This window comes from Paraburkholderia steynii (assembly GCF_900100565.1).
Lineage (GTDB): Bacteria > Pseudomonadota > Gammaproteobacteria > Burkholderiales > Burkholderiaceae > Paraburkholderia > Paraburkholderia terrae.
Genome location: NZ_FNDI01000009.1, coordinates 96693 through 119137 on the forward strand (window position 1 = coordinate 96693; position 22445 = coordinate 119137).

The 22445-nt window shown below is 60.3% G+C and carries 24 protein-coding genes; 10 read left to right on the top strand and 14 right to left on the bottom strand.

Annotated features, from left to right (window positions below):
- Positions 1–534 (top strand): PLL family lectin (locus BLT65_RS17875; RefSeq protein ID WP_482811878.1); only part of this gene is annotated, 534 nt, incomplete at its 5' end.
- Positions 535–845: 311 nt separating this feature from the next.
- On the opposite strand, the gene BLT65_RS17880 is transcribed toward BLT65_RS17875, so the two are convergent.
- On the bottom strand, positions 846–2207 hold the full coding sequence (locus BLT65_RS17880) for a hypothetical protein (protein ID WP_091779548.1): 1362 nt from the start codon (positions 2205–2207) through the stop codon (positions 846–848).
- A 368-nt stretch (positions 2208–2575) separates the two neighbouring features.
- Here BLT65_RS17880 and BLT65_RS17885 point away from each other — a divergent pair, with 368 nt between their 5' ends.
- The 3 genes from BLT65_RS17885 to BLT65_RS17890 all read left to right on the top strand — a co-directional run bounded on the left by BLT65_RS17885 (position 2576) and on the right by BLT65_RS17890 (position 3876).
- Positions 2576–3256 carry a glycoside hydrolase family 19 protein gene (locus tag BLT65_RS17885; RefSeq protein ID WP_091779550.1) on the top strand — a complete coding sequence of 227 codons (681 nt, stop codon included), beginning with the start codon at positions 2576–2578 and terminating at the stop codon, positions 3254–3256.
- Between the two features lie 47 nt (positions 3257–3303).
- Positions 3304–3480: a hypothetical protein gene (locus BLT65_RS47230; RefSeq protein ID WP_167306501.1), complete on the top strand. Its 177-nt coding sequence runs from the start codon at positions 3304–3306 to the stop codon at positions 3478–3480.
- 102 nt (positions 3481–3582) lie between these two features.
- Positions 3583–3876, top strand: coding sequence for a hypothetical protein (locus BLT65_RS17890; RefSeq protein ID WP_091779552.1), 294 nt, complete (start codon positions 3583–3585; stop codon positions 3874–3876).
- 50 nt (positions 3877–3926) lie between these two features.
- Here BLT65_RS17890 and BLT65_RS17895 read toward each other — a convergent pair whose 3' ends face one another.
- Complete coding sequence (locus tag BLT65_RS17895) at positions 3927–4946, bottom strand: GlxA family transcriptional regulator (protein ID WP_091779554.1); 1020 nt, start codon at positions 4944–4946, stop codon at positions 3927–3929.
- Positions 4947–5063: 117 nt separating this feature from the next.
- On the opposite strand from BLT65_RS17895, the gene BLT65_RS17900 reads away from it, so the two are divergent.
- The 4 genes from BLT65_RS17900 (at position 5064) to BLT65_RS17915 (ending at position 8219) form a co-directional block, all read left to right on the top strand.
- Positions 5064–5705 carry an HD domain-containing protein gene (locus BLT65_RS17900; RefSeq protein ID WP_091779556.1) on the top strand — a complete coding sequence of 214 codons (642 nt, stop codon included), beginning with the start codon at positions 5064–5066 and terminating at the stop codon, positions 5703–5705.
- Positions 5706–5791: 86 nt separating this feature from the next.
- A complete protein-coding gene (locus BLT65_RS17905) occupies positions 5792–6364 on the top strand; it encodes a TetR/AcrR family transcriptional regulator (RefSeq protein WP_091779558.1) in 573 nt (190 codons plus the stop codon).
- 127 nt (positions 6365–6491) lie between these two features.
- A complete protein-coding gene (locus BLT65_RS17910) occupies positions 6492–7373 on the top strand; it encodes an NmrA family NAD(P)-binding protein (RefSeq protein ID WP_091779560.1) in 882 nt (293 codons plus the stop codon).
- 84 nt (positions 7374–7457) lie between these two features.
- Positions 7458–8219: an SDR family oxidoreductase gene (locus BLT65_RS17915; protein ID WP_091779562.1), complete on the top strand. Its 762-nt coding sequence runs from the start codon at positions 7458–7460 to the stop codon at positions 8217–8219.
- 15 nt (positions 8220–8234) lie between these two features.
- On the opposite strand, the gene BLT65_RS17920 is transcribed toward BLT65_RS17915, so the two are convergent.
- From BLT65_RS17920 to BLT65_RS17945, 6 genes are all read right to left on the bottom strand, one after another.
- The gene (locus BLT65_RS17920; RefSeq protein WP_091779564.1) at positions 8235–9080 is read right to left on the bottom strand and encodes a helix-turn-helix domain-containing protein; all 846 of its coding nucleotides are present in this window, start codon (positions 9078–9080) and stop codon (positions 8235–8237) included.
- A 38-nt stretch (positions 9081–9118) separates the two neighbouring features.
- Positions 9119–9676: a carboxymuconolactone decarboxylase family protein gene (locus tag BLT65_RS17925; RefSeq protein ID WP_091779566.1), complete on the bottom strand. Its 558-nt coding sequence runs from the start codon at positions 9674–9676 to the stop codon at positions 9119–9121.
- 108 nt (positions 9677–9784) lie between these two features.
- Entirely contained in the window at positions 9785–10624 is an 840-nt protein-coding gene (locus BLT65_RS17930; protein ID WP_091779568.1) for an urea carboxylase-associated family protein, read from the bottom strand.
- Positions 10625–10703: 79 nt separating this feature from the next.
- Entirely contained in the window at positions 10704–11387 is a 684-nt protein-coding gene (locus tag BLT65_RS17935; protein ID WP_208545779.1) for a GntR family transcriptional regulator, read from the bottom strand.
- An 8-nt stretch (positions 11388–11395) separates the two neighbouring features.
- Positions 11396–12913: an amino acid ABC transporter permease/ATP-binding protein gene (locus BLT65_RS48425; RefSeq protein ID WP_042305243.1), complete on the bottom strand. Its 1518-nt coding sequence runs from the start codon at positions 12911–12913 to the stop codon at positions 11396–11398.
- 86 nt (positions 12914–12999) lie between these two features.
- Positions 13000–13872, bottom strand: a complete 873-nt coding sequence (locus BLT65_RS17945; RefSeq protein WP_042305244.1) for an ABC transporter substrate-binding protein — start codon at positions 13870–13872, stop codon at positions 13000–13002.
- A gap of 391 nt (positions 13873–14263) precedes the next feature.
- Between BLT65_RS17945 and BLT65_RS17950 the strand changes: the two genes are divergently transcribed.
- Complete coding sequence (locus tag BLT65_RS17950) at positions 14264–15304, top strand: hypothetical protein (protein ID WP_091779572.1); 1041 nt, start codon at positions 14264–14266, stop codon at positions 15302–15304.
- Positions 15305–16320: 1016 nt separating this feature from the next.
- Positions 16321–17196: a patatin-like phospholipase family protein gene (locus BLT65_RS17960; protein WP_042305247.1), complete on the top strand. Its 876-nt coding sequence runs from the start codon at positions 16321–16323 to the stop codon at positions 17194–17196.
- Positions 17197–17263: 67 nt separating this feature from the next.
- Here BLT65_RS17960 and BLT65_RS17965 read toward each other — a convergent pair whose 3' ends face one another.
- The 6 genes from BLT65_RS17965 to BLT65_RS17990 form a co-directional block, all read right to left on the bottom strand.
- Positions 17264–18001 carry an amino acid ABC transporter ATP-binding protein gene (locus tag BLT65_RS17965; protein WP_091779840.1) on the bottom strand — a complete coding sequence of 246 codons (738 nt, stop codon included), beginning with the start codon at positions 17999–18001 and terminating at the stop codon, positions 17264–17266.
- Positions 18002–18028: 27 nt separating this feature from the next.
- Positions 18029–18700: an amino acid ABC transporter permease gene (locus BLT65_RS17970; RefSeq protein ID WP_091779576.1), complete on the bottom strand. Its 672-nt coding sequence runs from the start codon at positions 18698–18700 to the stop codon at positions 18029–18031.
- A 12-nt stretch (positions 18701–18712) separates the two neighbouring features.
- A complete protein-coding gene (locus BLT65_RS17975) occupies positions 18713–19468 on the bottom strand; it encodes an amino acid ABC transporter permease (protein WP_091779579.1) in 756 nt (251 codons plus the stop codon).
- A 30-nt stretch (positions 19469–19498) separates the two neighbouring features.
- Positions 19499–20410, bottom strand: a complete 912-nt coding sequence (locus BLT65_RS17980; protein WP_091779842.1) for an amino acid ABC transporter substrate-binding protein — start codon at positions 20408–20410, stop codon at positions 19499–19501.
- A gap of 202 nt (positions 20411–20612) precedes the next feature.
- Positions 20613–21284 carry an RraA family protein gene (locus BLT65_RS17985; protein ID WP_091779581.1) on the bottom strand — a complete coding sequence of 224 codons (672 nt, stop codon included), beginning with the start codon at positions 21282–21284 and terminating at the stop codon, positions 20613–20615.
- A gap of 139 nt (positions 21285–21423) precedes the next feature.
- On the bottom strand, positions 21424–22371 hold the full coding sequence (locus tag BLT65_RS17990) for a LysR substrate-binding domain-containing protein (protein ID WP_042305250.1): 948 nt from the start codon (positions 22369–22371) through the stop codon (positions 21424–21426).
- Positions 22372–22445: the final 74 nt, after the last annotated feature.

Below are 22445 nucleotides of genomic sequence, written 5' to 3' on the forward strand. Positions count from 1 at the left end.
CTCGGCACCGACAACCAGATGTTTCACAAAGCCTGGGACGGTGCCTGGTCCCCTTCGCCAACGGACTGGGAGCCTTTGGGTGGCGTGTTCGCCAGTCCGCCTGCCGTCGTTTCGTGGGGTCCCAACCGCCTCGATATTTTCGGTCTCGGCACCGACCACCAGATGTTCCACAAAGCCTGGGACGGTGCCTGGTCGCCTTCACCGAAGGACTGGGAGCCTTTGGGAGGCCGGTTCAACAGCCCGCCAGCGGTCGTCTCGTGGGGTCCTAATCGCCTCGATATTTTCGGTCTCGGCACTGACAACCAGATGTTCCACAAAGCCTGGGCCGGTGCATGGTCCCCCTCGCCGCAGGACTGGGAGCCTCTGGGAGGCAGGTTCAACAGCGCGCCGGCAGCCGTCTCATGGGGCCGCAACCGCCTTGATATTTTCGGTCTCGGCACTGACAACCAGATGTTCCATAAAGCATGGAACGGCGCATGGTTGCCCTCACCGAGGGACTGGGAGGCTTTGGGTGGCGTATTCAACATCCGCTAAGAAATCCTGATTACTTCAACTTTGAAGTCACAACATGAATATTTTCAGCGACGCATTTTCGTCACTGTCATCAAACCCAAAGAAGACAATGACAGCAGGCTGCCGACGACACCCCTCGCCGACAGCAAGACACAAGGAAATCAGTTGCCCGACTCGACGCGTGCTTTCATCGAGCCTCGAGACACTCGTCAGCGGACCGCCAGCCATTCGATGAAACACTCGCGGCGCCCGCGCTCACCGACACTCGCAGAGACCGCGTGCCAGCGTACTTCCCTGCGCAGCAGGCACCGCGAAACGCCGACGACACGCAATCAGAGCGACGGGTCAAGTGGCGTGATGCGCGCGAGCATCAGCGTATATTCCTCCGCGGCAATCTGGCGGAACTTCATGTCGATCACGGCCATGCGCTGGTCGTCGGCGATATCCGGAAAGAGCCGTTGCGCGGCATCCTTCAGCACGATGTCGGGATGCGCGACGCACGGCAGATCTTTCGACGCCGTCGAATCCAGCGCCTTCACCAGCAGATAGATGGGCACGACGTCCGCAAGACCAACGGGAACCAGCTTCGCCGCCGCATCGCCGAAATGGCGCCGCACGATCGCCTGCGAGCCGAGGCGCAGCATGTAGCGAAACGGCATGCCCGTGCGGATCGACAGCAGTACGGGGTCGACGGCCGCCACCTGCTCGACGGAGTTGATGCCTTCGGCCTCGAAGGTCGCGACGATCGGCAACGTCACGCCTTCGAGCGTGATGAGCCTGTCTGGCGCGTTCTCCGTCTTGTCCGCTTCGGTGAGTTGCGGAAAGCCGAAGCGGCGGATCAGTTTGAGCAGCGCATCGACTGGAAAGGTACCGAGCGCGAAGGCCATTGCCGCGCGTGCGCCGTCGGACTGCGTCGCATTGTTGATGACGAGCGCGAGTGGAATCGCGAGAAAAAGGCGCAGCGCGTACCAGTAGACGTCGGCGACGTTGAGCGACTTGCGGCGGATGGAGAGCACGGAATCGCTCACGACGAACATGAACGAGCCCGCGAACGACGCCATCAGCACGCGCTGGCTGATGCCATAGATGCAGCCGGACGATTCGCTCATCGCGCATGGCCTCACATCGAAAAAGCTCGTGCCGACGAGCCCCGCCGCCGCGTAAACGACGGCGAGCAGGATGAACACGGCGGGCACGAACGGCACGAGGCCGTATTGCTCATGATAGACGCGTGCGAACAGGCGCTCGCAGATGTCGAGCCGCTCGTCAGCCGCGCGCTGCCAATGTCCCGCCGCAGGACGCGGCGCGGGCGGCGAGCACGGTAGCGCGTCGGCGTCCTCCAGCGCATAGATGAGCCGCTGCGACCAGAAGCGTTGCAGATACGCCGATAGTGCGCTGCCTTTCAGGCTGTTTTGAAACTCGCGATAGCGCGTGAACCAGATGAGGCTCAGAAAGACGATGAGGGGCGTGCCGACCATGATCGTCGTGAACGCCGCGAGCGTAACGGCGAGTTCGAGCGACGCGTCCTCGGCCTTCACGGCGTAATGGATGAATGCCGCGCCCGCGAGGTTGATCGCGATGAGGCCCACGGTCAGCATGATCGCGCGACGCGGGCCGGTGAGGTGGCTTTCGGTGAGAGGAGTGGGTTTGCGGTAGGTGCCCGATACCGGCAGCGTGGTGGAGGTGGTGGACATGGTGTGGCTCTCCAACGGTTTGCTCGTTACTCAGCGATGCAACATTTCATCCTGGCACATGCGCAGGCAATGAGCGATGCCTCGCTAGCGGTCAGATGCGAGTGAATGTGTCGAAGACCACATTCGATGCCCTGCCCCACTGGCGCGCTGGAAAATACCTGCTAAAACCCTAAACAAGACCCGCCTCGCGCGCGGAATGGTCAGAGATGCAATCCATGTATCGCACCGACGCCCCGCCCGATCCTGCTCTTCATCGGCCTCTTAATTAAAACAGCCTCATCACTCCATCGGCCTTGTCGCATCCGTTCGCATTCGCGCCATGCGTGCGGCGTAACCCTGATTCGATGTCTCACGATATGGAGTACCACATGGACCAAACCACGTTCATGGCTGCGACGGGCAGCACCCAGGCGAGTGCCGCGCTGTGGCTCAACGCAGTGCAAGCCGCGATGGACCGCTTCCAGATCAACACGCCCGTGCGCCAGGCTGCGTTTCTGGCGGAAGTCGCGTTTGAAAGCGGCCGCTTTCCGCCTCCACCCGTGTCGGAAAACTTCAATTACTCGGTAGCAGGCCTGCAGTCGACATTCCGCTCGCTGACGTCCGCGCAATGCGCGAGCCTCGGGCGTCAACCCGGTGAGGCGCGGGTGCCGCCCCAGCGCCAGCAGCAGATCGCCAACCTTGTCTACGGCGGCCGCTTCGGCAACGGCCCAGCCGCGACGGGCGACGGCTGGAGGTATCGCGGCTCGGGCCTGATGCAGTTGACGTTTAAGGACAACTTCGCCCGCGCGGGCCAGGCGATCGGCGCCGATCTCGTCGGCAATCCGGACCTCGTGCGCAACGACCCCGCCACCGCCGCGCTGGTGTCCGCGTGGTACTGGCAATCGCACGGCTGCAACGAACTCGCCGACGCGAACAGCTTCAACGCGATCACGTCCCAGATCAATCCGGCGCACGCGGGCGACACGGACCGTCAGGCAGCATTCCAGCTCGCGAGCAACGCGCTCCACGTATCGCATGCTGCCGGAGCGGGCGGCCCGGCCGTCGCGTGATGCCTTGATGACGGCGGCGGGCTTCATGATCATGCTGACGTGCAGGCATGAGTGAATTCGCCGCCGCTGACGAGCTTGCCCACCTTTTTATATTCGCGTTGCGTCGCGGATTGCGACACACGCCGCGCGAACCTGATCTCGATCTCGTGCTAATGGCGCGCCGCTACAACCGGTTGCGTGAGCGTTCCGCAACGGAAATCCATGGCCGCACACGCATGGCGTAAACGACTCTAAAGTTGTCGTTTGCGACAGTACCGCCGGAACCACTCCGTCACTAGACTCATCTCCGTTGCACCTCAACATGAACAGTCACCGGAGAAGTCTTCATGAAAGTTTTCGCCATTGGTTCGATCCGTCAGGCGTTCACGCCGGAACAGCGGCAGCGCATCATGCCGAAGGAAGTTCCCGACACGCTCAAGCTCTACCTCGACGGCACCATCGAGCAATTCTGGTTCCGTGACGATCCGGCGACGCCGGGCGTCATCTTTCTCATGAACGTGGAATCGGTCGAGCACGCAAAGGCGGCGGTAGACGAGTTGCCGCTCACCGCCGAAGGTCTCATGAGTTTCGACCTGCTGCCGGTTGGGCCGCTTGCGCCGCTTCGTTTGCTGATTCAGTAAAAGCAACGCTGCAGGTGCCGCCGTCGGTGATACGAGACGGCGGCACATCTTCAGGGCAGTTCGCTATCCGGCGCGAAGCGTCGCGCGTACTCTCGTGGACTCACACCCATTCGCCGCGTGAACGCTTTTCTTAGCACGTCGCCGCTGCCATAGCCGCACCGGCGCGCTATCTCTTCCATCGACCGCTCGCCGAGTTCGAGCGCGCGGCGAACGGCTTCGAGCCGTACATCTTCGACATATTTCGCGGGCGTCGTCTTCAATTCACGCTGAAACATGCGAATCAGAGTTCTCACGCTCGTCGACGCCTTGTCCGCTAGCATGTCGGTTGTCAGATCCGTATGCAGATGCTCGCTAATCCAAAGGCACAGATCGTCGATGCTCGAACCCGACACGCGCTGCGATTGAAGCGCGACGCTAAACTGCGCCTGCCCGCCGGGACGTCGCAGAAACAGGACCAGATTCTTCGCAATATCCAAAGCAACGTCGTTGCCCAGATCTTCACCGACAAGGGCAAGTGCAAGATCGATTCCCGCCGATACCCCCGCCGACGTATACAAGTTGCCATCTTTCACCCAGATAGGAACGGGGTCGACCTGCACGCTGGGATATCGCGCGGCAAGGTGCTGCGTCATCCGCCAATGCGTCGTTGCCCTGCGGCCGTCCAGCAGCCCCGCTTCCGCCAGCGCAAACGCGCCGACGCAAATCGAGCACACGCGACGCGCTGTGTTCGAACGCTTCCGGAGCCAGTCTATGGCTGACTTGTCGAACCGGTCGATCGAATGGAAGCCAGTCGTCACGATCAATGTATCGATTGGCCTGTTTGACCGACGCTCTGTTTCGAGCGTTCGGTGGCCCTTGAGTCCGATACCTGTTTCGCTTTCCAGATGGACGTCCGAACCCGCGCACACCAGTTCGAGTGAATAAGGAGCCGGAGCGCCAGCGTGCAGCTGATTTGCGGAGGCGAACACTTCTGCAGGACCGATTACGTCGAGCGCGTCGACGGGCGGCAAACCGAGAATCACAACGCGCTTTCGCGTCGTACCCGATATCGGACCGGATGCTTTCCTCATCGACTGCTCCTGTGAAAACACGTCGCTTTCATTTTGGCACAAATCGTCCAGAAACAGTCATATGTGACACGTGGCGTGTTTATACACTCGATGATCAAACTCGATATTGGAGGCTGTATGAGCACAATCGTTACCATCGGAGGAATCAGCGCTCCCGATTCCGACTTCACCCGTCAGGCAAGCTCGCTCGTCGAACGCGTTCATTCAAAAGCGCTGCTGAACCACGTGCATCGAACGTGGTGGTTCGCCGAATTCCTCGGCAGAACGCGCGGTTTGAAATACGACCGAGAAGTCGTCTACCTTGCGTCCCTGCTTCACGATCTGGGCCTCACAGACGCATTCGCCGCCGATCAGCGCTTCGAGGTCGACGGCGCCGATGCCGCGAACCTGTTCCTGACGGCGAACGGCTACGCAGAACAAAAGGCGGAACTGGTGTGGGACGCGATCGCGCTTCATTCGAGCGCCGGCATCGCCGACCGCAAGCAGCCAGAAATCGCCCTGGTCTACATGGGCGCTCACGTGGACGTCTTTGGACTGCGGCTGGACGAAATCACGCCGTCGCTCGTCGACGACGTGCTGGCGCTCTATCCACGCGCCGGCTTTAAGGCGGCCTTTGCCGAAGCGCTGGCGGAAGTTGTCAGGAAGAAGCCCCACACGGCGCTGGGCACCGGTCTGGTCGATATCGGACATCGGCACGTACATGGCTTCGACTGCGCGAACGTATGCGATCTGCTCGACCACGCGCCGTTCGAAAGCTGAAACGCAGTGTTGCAGCAAAGATTCGTTGACTCACATTTAGATGATGACTATCATCCAAAACATCGAATCACGGAGCGCAGAAAACCATGCGGAAGTCCAGAGAGGAAACGGCCGATACACGTCGGCGGATCGTCGAAGTCGCCAGCCGGGAATTCAGGACCAACGGCATTCAGGCAACCGGACTTGCCGATCTGATGTCCGAGGCGGGACTTTCGCATGGCGGCTTTTACCGGCATTTCGATTCCAAAGATCAACTGGTCGCGGAAGCATGCGAATCGGGACTGACGGCGATCATCGGAAGACTCGAAGCAGCGGCGAGTGGATGCGAAGGAAAAAAAGGGTTCAAGGCCGTCGTTGACGCATATGTGTCGTCGTCGCATCGGGACGCGCCTGCAGACGGCTGTCCTCTCGCCGCGATGGGCAGCGAACTGGCGCGTGCGGACGAACAGACTCGCGCAGTCGCTTCGCGCGGATTTGATGAACTCGTCGACGTGTTGGCAAAGCGGAGCGGACGGCGGCGGCGCGAGGCGGCAAGATCAGAGGCCGTCTTCGCACTGTCGGCGATGATCGGCGCGATCACGATGGCCCGAATCACAGACGACCCTGACGCAGCAGCAGCGATCCTGCAGGACGTCAGGCAACACCTCGAAGCAATGTAAGCGATACCGAGTCGTTGGAACGGAGTGGTAAGTACACGCGTAGAAATGTGCATATGCACTTCAAGGATTTCGAAGCATCCCCTGCACTCTTGGCGAGTGTTCAAACCGTTAGATTGGAGAGTTCATCATGAAGCAACGCAAATACCTCATTACTGGCGCCACCGGCAAAACGGGTGTCCACACCATTCGTCATCTTCTGAACGCCGGACATGCCGTTCGCGCCTTCGTACACAGCGAGGACGAGCGCAGCGAAGCACTGCGCAGTCAGGGCGCTGAAATCGTCGTTGGCGATCTTCTCGAACATGACGACGTGATCCGCGCCATGGAAGGCGTGACGGGTGCCTATCTGTGCTACCCCGTGCGCCCGGGCTTTATCCAGGCCACCGCGTATTTTGCGGACGCAGCGCGCCGCGCAGGTGTCGAAGTTGTCGTGGAGATGTCGCAGATTTCCGCGCGGGAAGATTCGCAGAGTCACGCCGCACGCGATCACTGGATCGCGGAACGGGTGATCGACTGGTCAGGCGTTCCCACCGTGCATATTCGCCCGACGTTCTTCTCCGAATGGCTCGTCTTCCCGTGGGTGCGCGATCAGATCGTGCAGGAAGGCAAGATCACGCTGCCGTATGGCAACGGACGTCACGCGCCGATTTCCGGCGAGGATCAGGCTCGACTGATCGCCGCTGTGCTCACGAACCCGTCTGCGCACATCGGCAAGACCTATCCGCTGCTTGGACCGGTTGAGATGAACCAGCAGGAAATCGCCGATGAAATCGGCAAGGTTCTGGGTCGCAAGATCAGCTACAGCCCGTCGACGATCGAACAGTACCGTGAGCATCTCGAGAAGTACAACCTGCCGGAGTTCATGATCCAGCACTTTCTCGCGATCGCCATCGATTACCAGAACGGCATTTTCTCGGGCGAGGACGGCGTGATCAGCGAGATTACGGGGCAGGCACCTCAAACCGTCGGTGACTTCGTCAAAGCGCATCGCCAGGTTTTCGAGCAGTAATCCGTGATGAATGCGGCTCGCGTTGTCGAACCGCGTTCTGCCCAAACGCCTTTCCTCACGCGGCCCAACAAAGGAGTACATGCAATGAAACTCAGCGGCAACACCATCTTCATTACGGGAGCGACCTCGGGCATTGGCCGCGGACTCGCCGAAGCATTTCACAAGAAGGGCAACAAGGTCATTATCGGTGGGCGCCGGAAAGCACTGCTGGATGAAGTGACGAAGGTCAATCCCGGCATGGACTCCGTCGAGATCGACGTGACCAACCCCACGCAAATCGCAAGCGTGGCCGAGCACCTGATTAAAACGTATCCATCGCTGAATGTGGTCATCAACAACGCCGGCATCATGCCGTTCGACGATGTGACGGGGCCGCTCGACGATTCGCAAGCCGTGCATCTCATCAACACCAATCTGTTGGGCCCTGTGCGTATCAGCGGCGCGTTCATCGAGCATCTGAAGAAGCAGCCGGAAGCATTCGTCATCAACAACAGTTCGGTTGTCGCTTACGTTCCGATGGCGATGTCAGCACTGTATTCGGCAACGAAGGCAGCGATTCACTCGTACTCGCTGTCCCAGCGCTTCGCGTTGCGCGATACCTCCGTCCGTGTTCTGGAGATCGTGCCGCCGTGGGTGGATACCGATCTCGTCTACAAGAGCGGGGACCCACGCGCAATGCAACTGGAGCCTTTCATTGCAGAAGCATTTGCTCTGCTAGAACACGCGACCACAGAAGTCGTCGTCGAGTCGGCCCAACAGTTACGAAATAGCGCAGGACTGAACGAGCATGGCATCGTCGACTACTTCAATCAGATGTTGATTGATGAGCCTCTGCCTATGCCCTGACGTCTGGCGCGGTGGTCATCGAAACGTCGCATTCGCTTCGAGCAGTTGATGATGACGTGCTTCCGTTGCGTCATCGACGGGAAACATGCATTCGAGACGTAGCTCCTGCGCCGCGATGCTTTGCGGCGCGCCAACGCTCGTGACCATCGAAAAGTAACGAAGCACCTCTCCACCGTTGACGAACCCGATTGGAATGACGGGCATGGCTGGTGCAGCCCAGGACGCATGTCCCGTCTTCCAGTCGCGTGGTACATCTGGATAGGCAAGCAGTTCATCGAGCAGACGCGCGGTGCCGTCGTCTATCACACGGCCCACCGATTCCCGGTGTACCCGCTGCAGCATGCTTCGCGCAACGCTGTCCCATTCGTCTACGAATGGGCGCATTCCCTGCGGATCGAACATCAGATGCAGCATGTTGCGCGTGCCTTTGCGCGCGGCCATGTCGATGAAGCAGTTGAAAAAGCGCAGCGCGGCGTCATTGGTCATCAGGACGTTCCAGTGCCGGTCCATCACGATGGCGGGGAACGGTTCATGCTGGCGAACGACCCGCTCCAGTGCGCGAACGACACCCTGCATTTCCTGCGCATTCCACGGTGCCTCCGAATACACCGGCGCGTAACCAGCGGCGAGCAGCAACGCATTTCGCTCGCGCAACGGCACATCGAGCGCCTGCGCGAGAGTCAGCAGCGTCTCCCGACCCGGCACACTGCGCCCGCTTTCAATAAAGCTGATCTGACGCTGCGAAATACCCGCTTCGAGCGACAGATCGAGCTGACTCACTCCGCGCACGTCACGCCAGTAACGAAGCAAGTTGCCGAGTTCGCGCGACGGTGCTTTCGAATCGCGACTGCTGACATTCATCGGATTTCCTCCGATCGAAGCGGGTCACTATAACGGACTCACACGATGCCTGCACGCCAGACAAATTCTTCGAACGGCGCTTCGAGTCCCGGTTGCGTCACGCTACTCGTGTAGTTCGTGATGGTCGAAGCGGCAACCACCGCGATGACTTCGAGTAGTTGTTCGGCGCTGAATCCGGCATCGAAAAATCGCTGCTGGTCCGCGTCGGAAAGCCGCCCGCGCTGTTCGATCAACGTGCGCGCCGCCTTGGAAAGCGCCGCGAGTTGAGGGTCCGCAGGCAACGCACCGCGCCGGATCGCATCGACATCGGCGGACGATACGCCTTGCTTCAATGCGAGCGCCGTATGAAACGCGACTGGCCATTCGCTGGCGTTTGTCACTGCATTGGTCAGCAGCAACGTTTGAATCTGCGGTTCGGTCAGACTGCTCGCATGCACTCGCTCGAACAGCCCGATGAAACCGTTGATCAGCACCGGCGACGCGGCCATCTTTGCGGCGACGTTCGGGATCGCGCCGAACGCCTGTTGCAGTTGCTGAAGCACAGGCTTCGATTGCAGCGGAGCGGATTCGAGCGTGTGAACGGGATAGCGGGACATGGTATCTCCTTGGCTGTGAGCGCCACCGGATTGGTGACGCGACAGCCGAAGAGTAGACGCCACGGTTCAGCGCGCCAATTACATCGCATGTAATCACCGCGCGGCCGATTAACCCTGTCCGCCCAGCGTCAGTCCGTGCTGCCCCTTGTACGCGGCCACTGCCGGCGTCGACCACCCTTCGAGCAGATCTGGCGCAAGCCGATAGATTTCCACGCCGAGCGGCCGGCACACCTCTAGCGGATCGCGCGCGTCCGGTCCCCACATCGGCAGAGAAAGATCGCCGCCGGGACACGTCGACAGCGCGCAAAGCAGATCGATCTCCGCGAAGAACTCCAGATAATCGCCCTTCTTTGCCGGACATGCCTTCATGAAGTACTTGTCGTCGAGATTCAGACCTGTGCATTGAAAAACGTTGAGCACGTCGTGTACGTCGTACTCGGTCAGACCATACGGCGCAACCGCGCGCGTGAGATTCGAATGGCAATGAAAGTGAAAGTCTTCACCCGTCAGCATCCGGTTCACGTACGGGTCACAGCGCGTGCCGAGCAGATCGTGTACGCGACCGCCGTGTTCGTCGATGCCGTAGCCGGCGAGACTGTCGTCGGTAATCGTCACCATCGGACGCAGAAAGGGCAGTGTCGACCAGAGACGGTCGAACGTGCTGACGTGCGCGGCCTGCAACTGACGCGTGCGCGACGCCCACATCCGTTCACGCGGATTGTGCAGGTTCCACATGTTGAGATCCGCCACCTGTGGCCCTTCGATCGTCACGATACGGAAGACGTGCCCGGCGGGCACGGTCCACGCCTGCCCTGATCGAATCGGAATCACGATCGATTCGATCAACTCGCGGCCATCGTGCTCTGCAGCAATGCGTCGATAGAATGCCTTGTCGACGTCGAGCGCGGAGCCCTTGGTCGTTTGGTAGGCGGCAGGGTAGTTCAACATGAGAAATCGCTCCTTGATGAGGCGGCCGGCGTGTCCACGCTCTCGTGGCGCCGTTCGATACGCCCAGCCGCGAGATACGTCACAAATAGTCGAGCATTGCGTGCTCAGACTCCGTCAGATAGTCGGCGAGCGCTGCTTGCGCCTTGTCGAGGTGGCCGCGCTCGATCAGCGCGAAAATGCGCTGGTCTTTCGCGACCCACGGCTTCTGGAAGCGCTTTTCGTCCGGTGCGGATCCAAACACGAGCCGCAGTTGCGCGAGAATCGTCGTGAAGAACGCATCGAACAACGCGCTGTGCAGCAAGCGCACGATATGCCGGTGAAACAGCAGGCTATACGTGCCGACGGCGCGCCAGTCTTCGTGTTCGAGCGCCTCTTGCGCGCAACGGATCGCTTCGCGCATCAACGCGAGATCGGCTTCTTCGATGGGCTCTTCGCGCACTAGCGCCTGCAATTCGAGCGTGCGTCGCACGCGGTAGATATCGCGCACGTCGTGGCGCGTGAGCGTGCGCACGATCACGCCACGGTGCCGGTAATGCACCGCAAGCCCTTCGCGACACAGCAGCCGCAGTGCTTCGCGCAGCGTATTGCGCGACACGTCGTGCAATTGCGTCAGATCGTTCTCGACGAGCGCCGTGCCGGGCAACAGCTTGCCCTCGATGATGTCGTCGCGGATCGTTGTCAGGATGCGGTCCGTCACTGACTGATCGGCCTCCGCAGCTGACGGTGCGGGCGCAGATTTAACGGACGTACGTACTGTTGTCATTCGTAAGCTCAGGCGATATGAACGTCTTTAAGAAAACTGGCGATGCGCGAAGTTTTCTGTTTCGCGAGTTCCAGTGGAGGACCATCGCTGAGTATCGTACCGCCTTCCATGAATATCACCCGGTCCGAGATGCGGAACGCGAATTTGATTTCGTGCGTGACGATGATCATCGTCATCCCGTCGCGCGCAAGCTGCTCGATGACTTTCAGTACTTCCTGCACGAGTTCCGGGTCGAGTGCGGAAGTCGGTTCATCGAACAGTACGATTGATGGCTGCATTGCCAGCGCGCGTGCAATCGCCACGCGTTGCTGCTGTCCACCCGACAACTGATGCGGATACTTGTGCGCATGCCCCGCCATGCCGACTTTCGCCAGAATCCGCATGCCGGATTCTTCGAGCGCGCTGCCCTTCAGACGGTTGTGATAACGCGGCGCGAGCGTCACGTTTTGCAGCACGGTCTTGTGCGGAAACAGATTGAAACTTTGAAACACCATGCCGATATCAAGAATACCGCGCATGTAGTCGCCGTGTCGCGCCTTGTGATGACCGAGCAGCGTGGACTGCAGGAACGCGCGTCCGTGCAGGCGCACTTCGCCGTCATCGAGTGTTTCGAGGCCGTTTAGCGTACGGATCAGCGATGTCTTGCCCGAGCCCGATGGTCCGATGATCGACACGACCTCGCCGGCCTTCACCGTCAGATCAATGCCCTTGAGCACTTCGTGCTGGCCATAGCGCTTGCGAATGCCGACCGCTTCGAGTGCGCGTCCGGTGGCCCGGGAGTCGGCGGGTTTCGCAGCGGCATTCGATGCATCGACCGGTAGCACCGTGACGTCGATCATCACGGCATGCTTGCGGCGCGTGACGTCGAGGCGCTTTTCGAGCATCTTCAGCAAATGTCCGAACACCGTGACGATCAGCACGTAATAGAACGACACCGCGAGCATGGTCTCCAGCACCTTGAAGTTCTGCGTATAGAGACGCTCGCCAACCAGCAGTATTTCAGCAAGAGAGATCACCGACACCAGCGACGTCAGCTTGACGATCGTGATGTACTCGTTGATCAGCGACGGCAGCGCAACCCGGAATGCCTGCGGCAGCACGATCAGGCGTTGCAGCCCAACGAATCCGATGCCGAGCGCTCTGCCCGCTTCGAGTTGGCCCTTGTTGAGCGCGAGCAGACCACCACGATGAATTTCGGCGATATACGCGGTTTCGCTGATCGACAATGCGATCAGTCCCGCCCAGAACGGATCGGACAGCACGCCGCCCGACCACGGCAACACCTGTGGCAGGTTATAGACGAAGATCAGCAGCACCAGCAGCGGCAAGCTTCGGAACAGCCAGATATAAGCACCACACGCGACGCGCAATGGCAAGAGCGTGGATTGCTTGCCAAGTGCAAGCATGAATCCCGCGACGATGCCGATCAACCATGTCGCCACGCTCAGTTCGACGACGAGCCACGCAGCTTTCCAGAATGCCGCGTCGACGAGTAGCGACGCCGCGTAATGCCAATCGAACAACATGCGACTCCCCTTCCCGCGCGCTGCGATGCGAAGCGCGCGTGGCGATGCGAGCCGTCAGGCCCGCCAGACAATGGAAAAACGCGGCGTTACTTCTGCGCGCTTCCCAGCGCGAGGGCGATGTCGCCGCCCGTCGGTTCGGCGACGTTGTATTGCTTGAGCAGCGCCGCGTATTCGCCCGACGACTTCATCGACGCCAATGCAGTCTTCAACTGCGACAGCAGCGCGTCATTGCCCTTCTTCACGCCAAGGCCGATCACCACCGGGTAGAGCGGCACCGTCGACGTAATCGCCACGCGACCGCCAAGCCGGTTCGCCGTGATCTGCGCGACAGCCGAATCTTCGAACTGCGCATCGACGGCATGCGACAGCACGGCTTGCGCCGCTTCCGGCGAGGTCTCGAACTCGCGCACATCGATGGCGCCGCGCCCCGCCGGGACGCACACCTTGCCCGATACATCGGCGAGCTTCGGAATCCACGACGCGCCCTTGATCGAACTGACCCGCTTGCCGCACAGATCTTCCGGTGTCTTTGGCGCGAAACCCGCGCCGCTGAGCGCAAGCAGCGAGCCGCCCGTCTTCAGGTAAGGCAGAAAGTCGATCTGCTTGGCGCGCTCTGGCGTCACGTACAGCGCGGACGCAATCACGTCGAAGCGGTTGGCGTTGACGCCAAGAATCAGATTCGCGAAGCGCGTGTCGACGAACGACGGCTTGAGCTTCAGATGCGTGGCGAGCTTCCCCATGAACGCGGGATCGAAGCCGGCGGGCGTCCCGTTGTCCAGATAGTCGTAAGGCGGATACGTGAGGTCTGCGCCAATTTGCAGACTCTCGGGCGCGACGGTCCCGGCCGCGGCGGCAACGCTGGCGTGAGTCGCCACGCACAGGGGCACGATCGCGGCGGCGATCTTCATCGTGTGCGACAGGCCCTTGAGGGCCGACTTCGGAAAAATGTGGGCTTTCATGAGGGTCTCGCTCGTCGGGTGGTCGGCTACATTGTTCAACAATATACAAACTATTGTTGAACAATAAATGAAATGCAAGCGTTTTTTCGTCGCGATGAAAACGTAGGTGGGTTCGACCGGAAAGAAAGGGGACGGCGAAGGTTTCGAGAGAAGCAGGACACCGGGCACCGTCGTCTGACGTTTCGCCGGGAGGTTCGGCGAACCCTATGTTTGTGCAGCGACTAACATACGAGCCCGCCTCAATGCTGAACAATGACCCAGTCAGCGCGCCGCCACATACGGCAATAGAACGGGCGGCATCGCGCAACGCGCCGAGGTGGCGTCGATCACCTGGTTGCCAATGAGAAGAACGCACAATGCGTGACTTGCCGACGGTATGGGGAGACCGAAGATGGGCATCATTCGCAAGCGTCTAGCGACGCCGGACGAGCCATGCGACGTGGCGCCAGGCGATGAGCCAGCACAAGATGGCTCCGCGCAGCCGCTCGATGAACCGACTTCGTCCAGCCCCGCTGCGCCTGAGGCTCATCATGCGCCCGACGTGCCCAGCAAACCTTTGCGCCGCTCCAAACGGACACCCGATGTCACTCGCCCGCTGGTGATCATGCGAGTGCAGTCCCGGCCGAAACAACTCCCCGTCGCCGAGGAAGGCGGCGCGCCCGACTGGAGTCTGAGCGCCGGCGTGGCGACCGTCCTGTTCGGCTTCGTGATCGCGTTCGGCACTTACGTTACGTTGACTCAGCGGGAAGCCGTGCAAAGCCGTATGGGGCACTTCGCCAACGTGGACAAACCGCACCCGGCGAAGCGCGATAGTTCGGCGTCGCCGGGTCAACCTGCTTTGGATGTGGCACAGGCCGCGCGCGCGCCGATCGACACGCCACCCGTTCCGGTTGCTGTACACGACACTGCGATGCCCCACACGGCTGCAAGCGATGCGGCGAACGCGAGCGTTATCGTCACCCATGAACCTCCGCCCAAGCCACCCGTAACGGCAGCGGCGGCGACCGCTGCACCTGCGCCCAGCACTCCCACCAGCAAGCGGAACGTTGCAAGCGCAACCGCCGCTCCCGTGCGCGCGGCCCCGAAAACCACCGCTCAGGATTCAAGTGCGACCACGACACAAGCCCGCGCTGCGTCGACCATATCGAAGGAGCGACCGACTAGCCCGAAAACTGCGAGAACGGCCTGCGGCGCGCTTGGGTCGTGTGACCAGAACATTGCGCATGTCGAACAAGCGACGCATGAGCCGGCAACTGTGCGGCCTCCCGTAAAGAGCGCGACGACGACAACGGTGATACGAGAGGCTGCAGGTGGCGTACCGGCCGCACCTGTCGCGCAACTCGTTCCGCCGTCGGCACAAGCTGAATCACACACTGAAGCCGCAGCGGCTCTTTCGCTCACCGTGAACAAGAACCTGTTTCGACAGCACTAGAATGTGCCGTCAGTTTGCGGTTCGCAGCGCGGATCTTGAGGCGTAGTGTGGTTTTCCCCGACACGGCGGCGATGAACAAGCCGCCCTTAGCCCCCGCAGCCACCAGCCTGAACGCATGACAGATATCGATTTTGTGCGTCCGCCTTGCAAAGTTCTGCTCGTCTGTCGGCGTAATTTCCACACGCACCGATGTCCCGATTGTAATTGTCGATGCAATTGGTCTTTACGTCGTTGCAATTCGGGGCGGCAAGGCACCCGAATGAGACGCCCGCTAAAACGCCCATCAAAATGCTCTTCATGGTTGCTCTCCTTGCTGCAAGGCTCGATCAAAACGAACCGCTCCAGATCTGCACGACATACGTCACCAAGTCGGGTGTCGACGCACGCATCGGCGTACACGTGCGGAGTTCTAACATGGACATTGACACCGTCGAGTGGCCGCTTTCGCGTGTCACGATCTACACGTCGATTGTGCCCCTTCGGCGAGGTCGGTGGGCGCCCGCTTCTCACGGATCAGAGGGTTAGCAACGGGTCGCCTGCTGTCTCCGCCCTCCTTCGCGGGGGCGGTTTTATATACCTTGCGGCCATATGAGCCGAATCCTCGAAAGACGCAGACCTCAGTCGATCGCTCGTCGCGGCAGGAATACGAACTGCATAAAGCGGACCCGATTCGGCCACTGGATCCCGGTCCTTCAATCGCAGCTTCCAGGGGCCGACAGTCGCGGATTGTCGGCAGAAGCCGTCAGCAATGTGACATAGGGGCCCACTTCCCCAAAAAGACCGCGGCATCACGTCTGATCCTGGCGACGTTTGGCGAATACTTTGAAAGGGGCATACCATGCAGACAGAACTGCTGGATCTAATCAGAGGACAAAGCCATCGCGGCGAGAGTCCTTTGAGGCTTGCGCTGAATGCGCTGTACGCGTGTTTGTCCGCGGTTACCTCGGCATGCTGGTACGGCCGCGACTGGCAGCGGCGATTGACGTCGAGCCGCGGGCAGACGTTTCGAAAGAGCCATGAACTCCCACCCTACGGGTTTGACCGCATTCGTGTTCGCTGGCGGTGGTAGCCTCGGTGCCATCGAGGTTGGCATGCTGCGCGAATTGCTCAAACGCGGTGAGCATCCGGGCTGCCTGGTGGGCGCCTCCGCGGGTGCGATCAACGCAGCGTATTTCGCCGGACGACCGGACGGCGATGGGGTCGCAAGGCTCGAAGCGCTCTGGTGCAAGATCCGCCGGCAGGACATCATGCCGCTTTCCATGCTTGGGCTGCTCGCGATGATTCTGCGCAGCCGTGCGCATCTCGTCGAGGCGAACGCATTGCGCCGGCTGCTGGAGACGCATTTGTCGTACGAACGAATCGAGCAGGCGACCTTGCCGCTTCACATCGTCGCGACCGATATGCTTAGCGGCGACGAAATCGTTCTTTCAACCGGTCCTGTGGTGAACGCCGTGCAGGCGAGCGCGGCGATACCCGGCGTGTTTCCGCCGGTGCGTATCGATGGCGTGGATCTCGTCGATGGCGGCGTTGCCAACAACACACCGATCTCGGTGGCGGTCGCGCTCGGTGCAACGCGCATCATCGTACTGCCGGCTGGCTTCGCATGCACGTTGCGTGCGCCGCCGCGTAGCGCGATCGCGCAGGCCCTGCATGCACTGACGCTCGTCATCGCACGTCAGCTCGTGCGCGACCTGGAGTTCTATTCGACACGTGCGCAGATCTATGTCGTTCCACCGTTGTGTCCACTCGATGTTTCGCCCTACGACTATACGCAGTGCGCCCAACTGATCGAACGGGCCGCGCAGAAGACGCATGCGTGGCTCAGTGATGGAGGCCTGGAGCGCGCGTTGATTCCTGGTGAGCTACGCGAGCATGCGCACGCCGCGCATTGACAGCACAAGCGAGCCATGACGAGCCGATCACGCGAATTTTGCCTCTGCCTGTACGAGTTCTCCGCGGCTAGTGCTGAATGATCTTGCTCAGAAAATCCTTTGTGCGCGGCTGCCGGGCCGTCGGATTGCCGAAGAACTCGTCGCGCGTGCAGTCCTCGAGAATGCGCCCGCCGACATCCATGAAGACGATGCGACTACCGACGCGTGAAGCAAATCCCATCTCATGCGTCACACACATCATGGTCATGCCGTCGTCTGCGAGCGCGGTCATCACATCAAGCACCTCGCCGACCATTTCCGGATCGAGCGCTGATGTAGGTTCGTCGAACAACATGACAACGGGATCCATCGATAACGCACGCGCAATCGCAACGCGCTGTTGCTGCCCGCCCGACAACGTGCCCGGGTATTTGTCCTTGTGGGCCAGGAGGCCGACGCGAGCGAGCATTTTGAGGCCACGTGTTCGTGCCTCGTCGAAGCTGCGTCCGAGCACCTTCGTCTGCGCGAGCGTGAGGTTGTCAGTGACGCTCAGATGCGGGAACAGCTCGAAATGCTGAAAGACCATACCGACACGGCTACGCAGCTTCGGCAGGTCCGTGCGTGGCGAATTGACGTGCGTGCCATCAATATGAATAGTACCTTTCTGGATTGCTTCGAGCGCATTGATGGTCTTGATCAGCGTCGATTTGCCTGACCCCGAAGGCCCGCATACGACAACAACTTCGCACTTCGCGATCGACAAGGAGCATCTGTCCAGCACCTGGACCGTGCCGTACCACTTCGAGACATCGCGCATTTCGATCATCGGCTTCATCTGGCTCATGGATATCCTTCAACGAATAATCTGGACTCGCTTCTGCACGAGTCGCACAGCCGTGGACAACGCCATGCAGACGAGGAAGTACGCGACTGCGGCAAGCAGGTAAGCTTCCACCGGCCGGCCGACATTCTTTCCAGCGGTTTCGAATCCCTTTAGCAGGTCGTACGCGCCGATGGCATAGACGAGCGAAGTGTCCTGAAACAGGATGACGACTTGCGTCAGAAACACCGGCAGCATGTTGCGGAACGCCTGCGGCAGCACGACGAATCGCATGTTTTGCCCGTACGTCATCCCGAGCGCAAAGCCCGCATTGAACTGCCCTCGTGCAATAGCCTGAATCCCCGCGCGGACGATCTCAGAGAAGTACGCCGCTTCGAAGGCGACGAATGTCACGATCGCCGACATTTCCGCGCCGACGGGTCTGCCCGTCACGAACGGAATGATGAGGAAGAACCACAGCAGCACCATGACCAGCGGAACAGAGCGCATGATGTTCACGTAAATGGCGACCGGCCGTTCGAGAGCCGGTTTGCCGAGCAACCGCACAAGTGCCAGTACCGTACCGAAGCAGATTCCACCGAGCGTCGCGACGATGGTGAGCCACACGCTGTAGCCCAGACCTTTCACAACGAATGGCGCGACGACATCCCAGCGGAAGAAATCGAGGTCGAGAGTGCCTGGCATCGCTTCGACTCCTCAACGAACGGCGGCGGCGCCAGCCGACCCGAACCCAGGAATCCGCGCCCTGCGCTCGATGACATGCATCAGGCGGTTCACGCCGAAGGCCGTCAATCCATACAATACCGTGACCGCGAGATACATCTGAATGGGTGCGGCGGTTTCCTCTCCCGCCTGTCGGGCGAAGAACGTCAACTCGGTGATAGAGACGGCAAAGGCGACAGACGAATTCTTCACGACGTTCATCGCCTCCGATGTGAGCGGCGGAATGATGATGCGCAAGGCCATCGGTAACAGCACATGGCGATAGGTTTGCGCTGTGGTCAGCCCAAGCGCGAGCGCCGCATGACGCCGACCGCGTGAAAGCGAGCGGATGCCAGCGCGCACCTGCTCCGCGATGCGCGCCGACGTGAACAAGCCGATCGCAACGATGACGAGCAACGCGGGCGAGCACTTCTTGAGCAGCGGAAAGGCATCAGGAATGACGAAGTACCAGAGAAAGATCTGAACGAGCAACGGAATATCGCGGAAAAGCTCAACCCATGCCGCGCCAAGTGACGCAAGCCACGGTCTGTCCGGCAACGTGCGCAACGTTCCCACAGCCACGCCGACGATCAACGCGACCAGCAGCGCGCCGAGCGAGACCGTTAGTGTCCAGCTCCATGCCGAAAGAATCCAGTTCAGATAGGTCTGGTCGCCACGGCTGCCGAAGCAGTCTGCGATCACATCGCCCGTCGTCGTTTCCTTGCAGAACACGCTCCAGTCCAGCGCCATCTCCTCTCTCCCTGAGTCGATACCATTTCATTACCGCGCCGCGTAGCTTTCCATCGGCAGATCGTTTGGTTGCGCCCACAGCTTGACCAGCGCCTCGGGCGGCTCCATGTTCATCCGGATTCCGCGTGGGGGAATCGGCTGAACAAACCATTTTCTCCACAGCGTTTTCATCTCGCCGCTGGCGTCCATCTTTCGAATCGTGCCGTCAACGACCTTCTTGAAGTCGGGATCGTCCTTGCGGAACATGATGGCAATCGGTTCCGTGTTGAACGGCTCGCCCGTGACCGTGTAAGCGGCCGGGTTGCGCGAGATCGCGATGGTCGCGCGCAGCACGCCCTGATCGAGCACCCACGCATCGGCGCGACCCGATTCAAGCATCAGGAAGCTATCGGCGTGATCCTTGCCGTAGAGGTCCGTCCAGTTCAGGCCCGCCGCGCGTTCATGCTGACGCAGGTGCTGGATCGCAGTCGTTCCCGTCGTCGCCACCACCGTTCTGCCGGACAGGTCGCGCAGGTTACGAATGCCTGAATCCGCCCTTACGGCCATGCGATCTTCTTCGATATAGGTCGTGACCGAGAACGCGACGTCCCGCGCACGCGCCTGGTTGTTCGTCGTCGAACCGCATTCGAGATCCACCGTACCGTTCTGCACGAGCACGACACGATTCTGCGAATTGACGGTCTGATACTTCACATCGAGCTTAGGCAAGCCCAGCTGCGTTTGAATGGCGGAGACAATCTGTTTGCAGATGTCCATCTGAAAGCCGATGGGCTGGCCGTCGCCGCCCGTGTATGACAGCGGAATCGAACTGTCCCGCACACCCAGCGTGATCGACTGCGACGCCTTGATTTTCGCGAGCGTGGATTCTTCCGCTGCGGCAATCTGGGTCGTCATCTGGGTCGTTAAGCAGCAGGCCATTGCGACAAGCATCCATGTTTTCATCGTCATCCTCCGATTCTTGCGAGTCCGCGAATTGCAGTTTGTGGACACATGCTCGGATGCGAAAAAAGCAACGTCTATTCCGATTTCAGGAAGAGTTCGATACGTCGAGCCTATTGAAACGGCGATTAAAAAACGGCGATGCCAATCGACATCGCCGCCAGGTGTTACGGAAGGAAAGTTTCGAAAAATCGATGCCGATGTGCTATTCGCCCAGCCCGTGCGCTGCCAGCACCTTATGAAGCCATGTCTGATCGCGAGCGCCCGTCGCGATCTCATCCTTGATGCGAGACTCGTTCGCAGCAATCCTCGCGACTGCATCGAGGATTCTTCGTGCGTCGCTCGCCGGAAAGGACACGACGCCGTCTTCGTCTCCGACAACCAGATCGCCCGGCGCAACGACTTGTCCGCCGACAGACACGGGCACATTGATCGTGCCCGGTCCCACTTTATAAGGCCCACGATGACTCGTACCGCGCGCATAGCAAGGGAAATCGGCCTCGAAAAACGCGGCGCTGTCGCGGATAGCGGCGTCCAGCACGAAGCCTGCGCATCCGCGCTGTTGCGCGTAAAGCATGATGAGTTCGCCGACCAGTGCGTTGGTCGTGTCCGCGCCGCCGTCCACGACGAGGACGTGACCGGGCGACATATCCATCAACGCCTTGTAGATCAGAAGATTGTCGCCAGGGCGTGTCTTGACGGTAAACGCGGTGCCGACCAGCTTCCGGCTGCGGTGATATCGCGTCAGGCCGACCACACCTGAAACGCGCTGAAGGCTGTCGCTGATATGCGGCGTCACGATCTGCCGTAGCGCCTCGACGATCTCGGACGGCGCCAGCGCGGGCGGCGGATGAATATTGAACTCGGAACTCGACACGGCAATGCTCCTCTTCGGTGGCGGATCACTTCCCGCAAACACGCGGGAGAGCGCGGCCAATATCGGACTTCGTATCCATTCTGTAAATTCCGAAGATCGGAACGAATCGTTCTGCCGGGCGTATCGAATATGCCGGGTCCTAAGCTCGATCCGTCCGCCGCTTGCGCACCGCCGGTGCCTTCCCCACCTGAACCATTCTGCTCCTGGATAGCGCTTCAACGGCTGTGTCGACGATCGGATTCGCCCTCTCCGTAGACCATGCGACGGCCGTAGTGACGACAGTGACCGCCTCTTTCAGCGGCCGGAATACAACGTTATCCGCCGCCATCTTTTTCAGCGAATCGGGCACGAGCGCGATGCCCTGTCCACATCCGACGAAAGCGATTTGCGACGCCACAGAGCGCACTTCGTGCAACACGCGTGGCGAAAACCCTGCGCCTCGACACGTCGCGATGATGCTGTCGTAGTAATTCGGACTGAAGTGCCGCGAAAACATGACGAACGCTTCGTCCGCAAGCGATGCAAGCCGCACGCGCGGCAATTCTGCAAAGCGGTGCGTCTTCGGCAAGGCCACAGCAAGGCGGTCCTGCTTGAGCGCCAACGACTGAATTGACGGCCCCTGCTCTCCCTCGAGACGCGCGAATGCAAGATCGATGTCGCCGCGCTCGAGTGCTGGCACCGCCTCGACACTGTCGATCTCTTTGACCGAGACGGTTAGCTGGGGAAACTGCGCCTTCAGATGCTCGATGAAAGGCGGGAGCGTATCGATCATCGCGGACGCGATGGCGCCGATCGTCAGTACACCGCTTTTTCCCTGCGTCGCTTCCTGTACTGCCAGTTCCAGACGTTCGAGTTGCTCGGCGAATTTTCGAACTGCCGGCAGGATTGCAGCGCCGACCTGCGTCAGCTTCGCGCCATGCCGTCCGCGCTCGAACAACTTGACCTTCAGCGCCTGTTCGAGCACCTGGATCTGTTCGGTCAAAGGCGGCTGGGACATACCGAGTCGCTGGGCGGCACGGCCGAAATGCTCTTCTTCGGCGACGGCGAGAAACAACCATAAATGGCGAACGAGTCGAAAGTTGATCATGACATTGATAGCTTCGGCGTATGAAAGGGTTCCGTTCTTCGGAATTTACATATGCGACTCTAACGCCGAGACTG

Bases quoted from the DNA above. Each gene is read 5' to 3' on its own strand.
- BLT65_RS17880 (WP_091779548.1), bottom strand. From the start codon at position 2,207: ATGTCCACCACCTCCACCACGCTGCCGGTATCGGGCACCTACCGCAAA.
- BLT65_RS17885 (WP_091779550.1), top strand. From the start codon at position 2,576: ATGGACCAAACCACGTTCATGGCTGCGACGGGCAGCACCCAGGCGAGT.
- BLT65_RS47230 (WP_167306501.1), top strand. From the start codon at position 3,304: ATGAGTGAATTCGCCGCCGCTGACGAGCTTGCCCACCTTTTTATATTC.
- BLT65_RS17890 (WP_091779552.1), top strand. From the start codon at position 3,583: ATGAAAGTTTTCGCCATTGGTTCGATCCGTCAGGCGTTCACGCCGGAA.
- BLT65_RS17895 (WP_091779554.1), bottom strand. From the start codon at position 4,946: ATGAGGAAAGCATCCGGTCCGATATCGGGTACGACGCGAAAGCGCGTT.
- BLT65_RS17900 (WP_091779556.1), top strand. From the start codon at position 5,064: ATGAGCACAATCGTTACCATCGGAGGAATCAGCGCTCCCGATTCCGAC.
- BLT65_RS17905 (WP_091779558.1), top strand. From the start codon at position 5,792: ATGCGGAAGTCCAGAGAGGAAACGGCCGATACACGTCGGCGGATCGTC.
- BLT65_RS17910 (WP_091779560.1), top strand. From the start codon at position 6,492: ATGAAGCAACGCAAATACCTCATTACTGGCGCCACCGGCAAAACGGGT.
- BLT65_RS17915 (WP_091779562.1), top strand. From the start codon at position 7,458: ATGAAACTCAGCGGCAACACCATCTTCATTACGGGAGCGACCTCGGGC.
- BLT65_RS17920 (WP_091779564.1), bottom strand. From the start codon at position 9,080: ATGAATGTCAGCAGTCGCGATTCGAAAGCACCGTCGCGCGAACTCGGC.
- BLT65_RS17925 (WP_091779566.1), bottom strand. From the start codon at position 9,676: ATGTCCCGCTATCCCGTTCACACGCTCGAATCCGCTCCGCTGCAATCG.
- BLT65_RS17930 (WP_091779568.1), bottom strand. From the start codon at position 10,624: ATGTTGAACTACCCTGCCGCCTACCAAACGACCAAGGGCTCCGCGCTC.
- BLT65_RS17935 (WP_208545779.1), bottom strand. From the start codon at position 11,387: ATGACAACAGTACGTACGTCCGTTAAATCTGCGCCCGCACCGTCAGCT.
- BLT65_RS48425 (WP_042305243.1), bottom strand. From the start codon at position 12,913: ATGTTGTTCGATTGGCATTACGCGGCGTCGCTACTCGTCGACGCGGCA.
- BLT65_RS17945 (WP_042305244.1), bottom strand. From the start codon at position 13,872: ATGAAAGCCCACATTTTTCCGAAGTCGGCCCTCAAGGGCCTGTCGCAC.
- BLT65_RS17950 (WP_091779572.1), top strand. From the start codon at position 14,264: ATGGGCATCATTCGCAAGCGTCTAGCGACGCCGGACGAGCCATGCGAC.
- BLT65_RS17960 (WP_042305247.1), top strand. From the start codon at position 16,321: ATGAACTCCCACCCTACGGGTTTGACCGCATTCGTGTTCGCTGGCGGT.
- BLT65_RS17965 (WP_091779840.1), bottom strand. From the start codon at position 18,001: ATGATCGAAATGCGCGATGTCTCGAAGTGGTACGGCACGGTCCAGGTG.
- BLT65_RS17970 (WP_091779576.1), bottom strand. From the start codon at position 18,700: ATGCCAGGCACTCTCGACCTCGATTTCTTCCGCTGGGATGTCGTCGCG.
- BLT65_RS17975 (WP_091779579.1), bottom strand. From the start codon at position 19,468: ATGGCGCTGGACTGGAGCGTGTTCTGCAAGGAAACGACGACGGGCGAT.
- BLT65_RS17980 (WP_091779842.1), bottom strand. From the start codon at position 20,410: ATGAAAACATGGATGCTTGTCGCAATGGCCTGCTGCTTAACGACCCAG.
- BLT65_RS17990 (WP_042305250.1), bottom strand. From the start codon at position 22,371: ATGATCAACTTTCGACTCGTTCGCCATTTATGGTTGTTTCTCGCCGTC.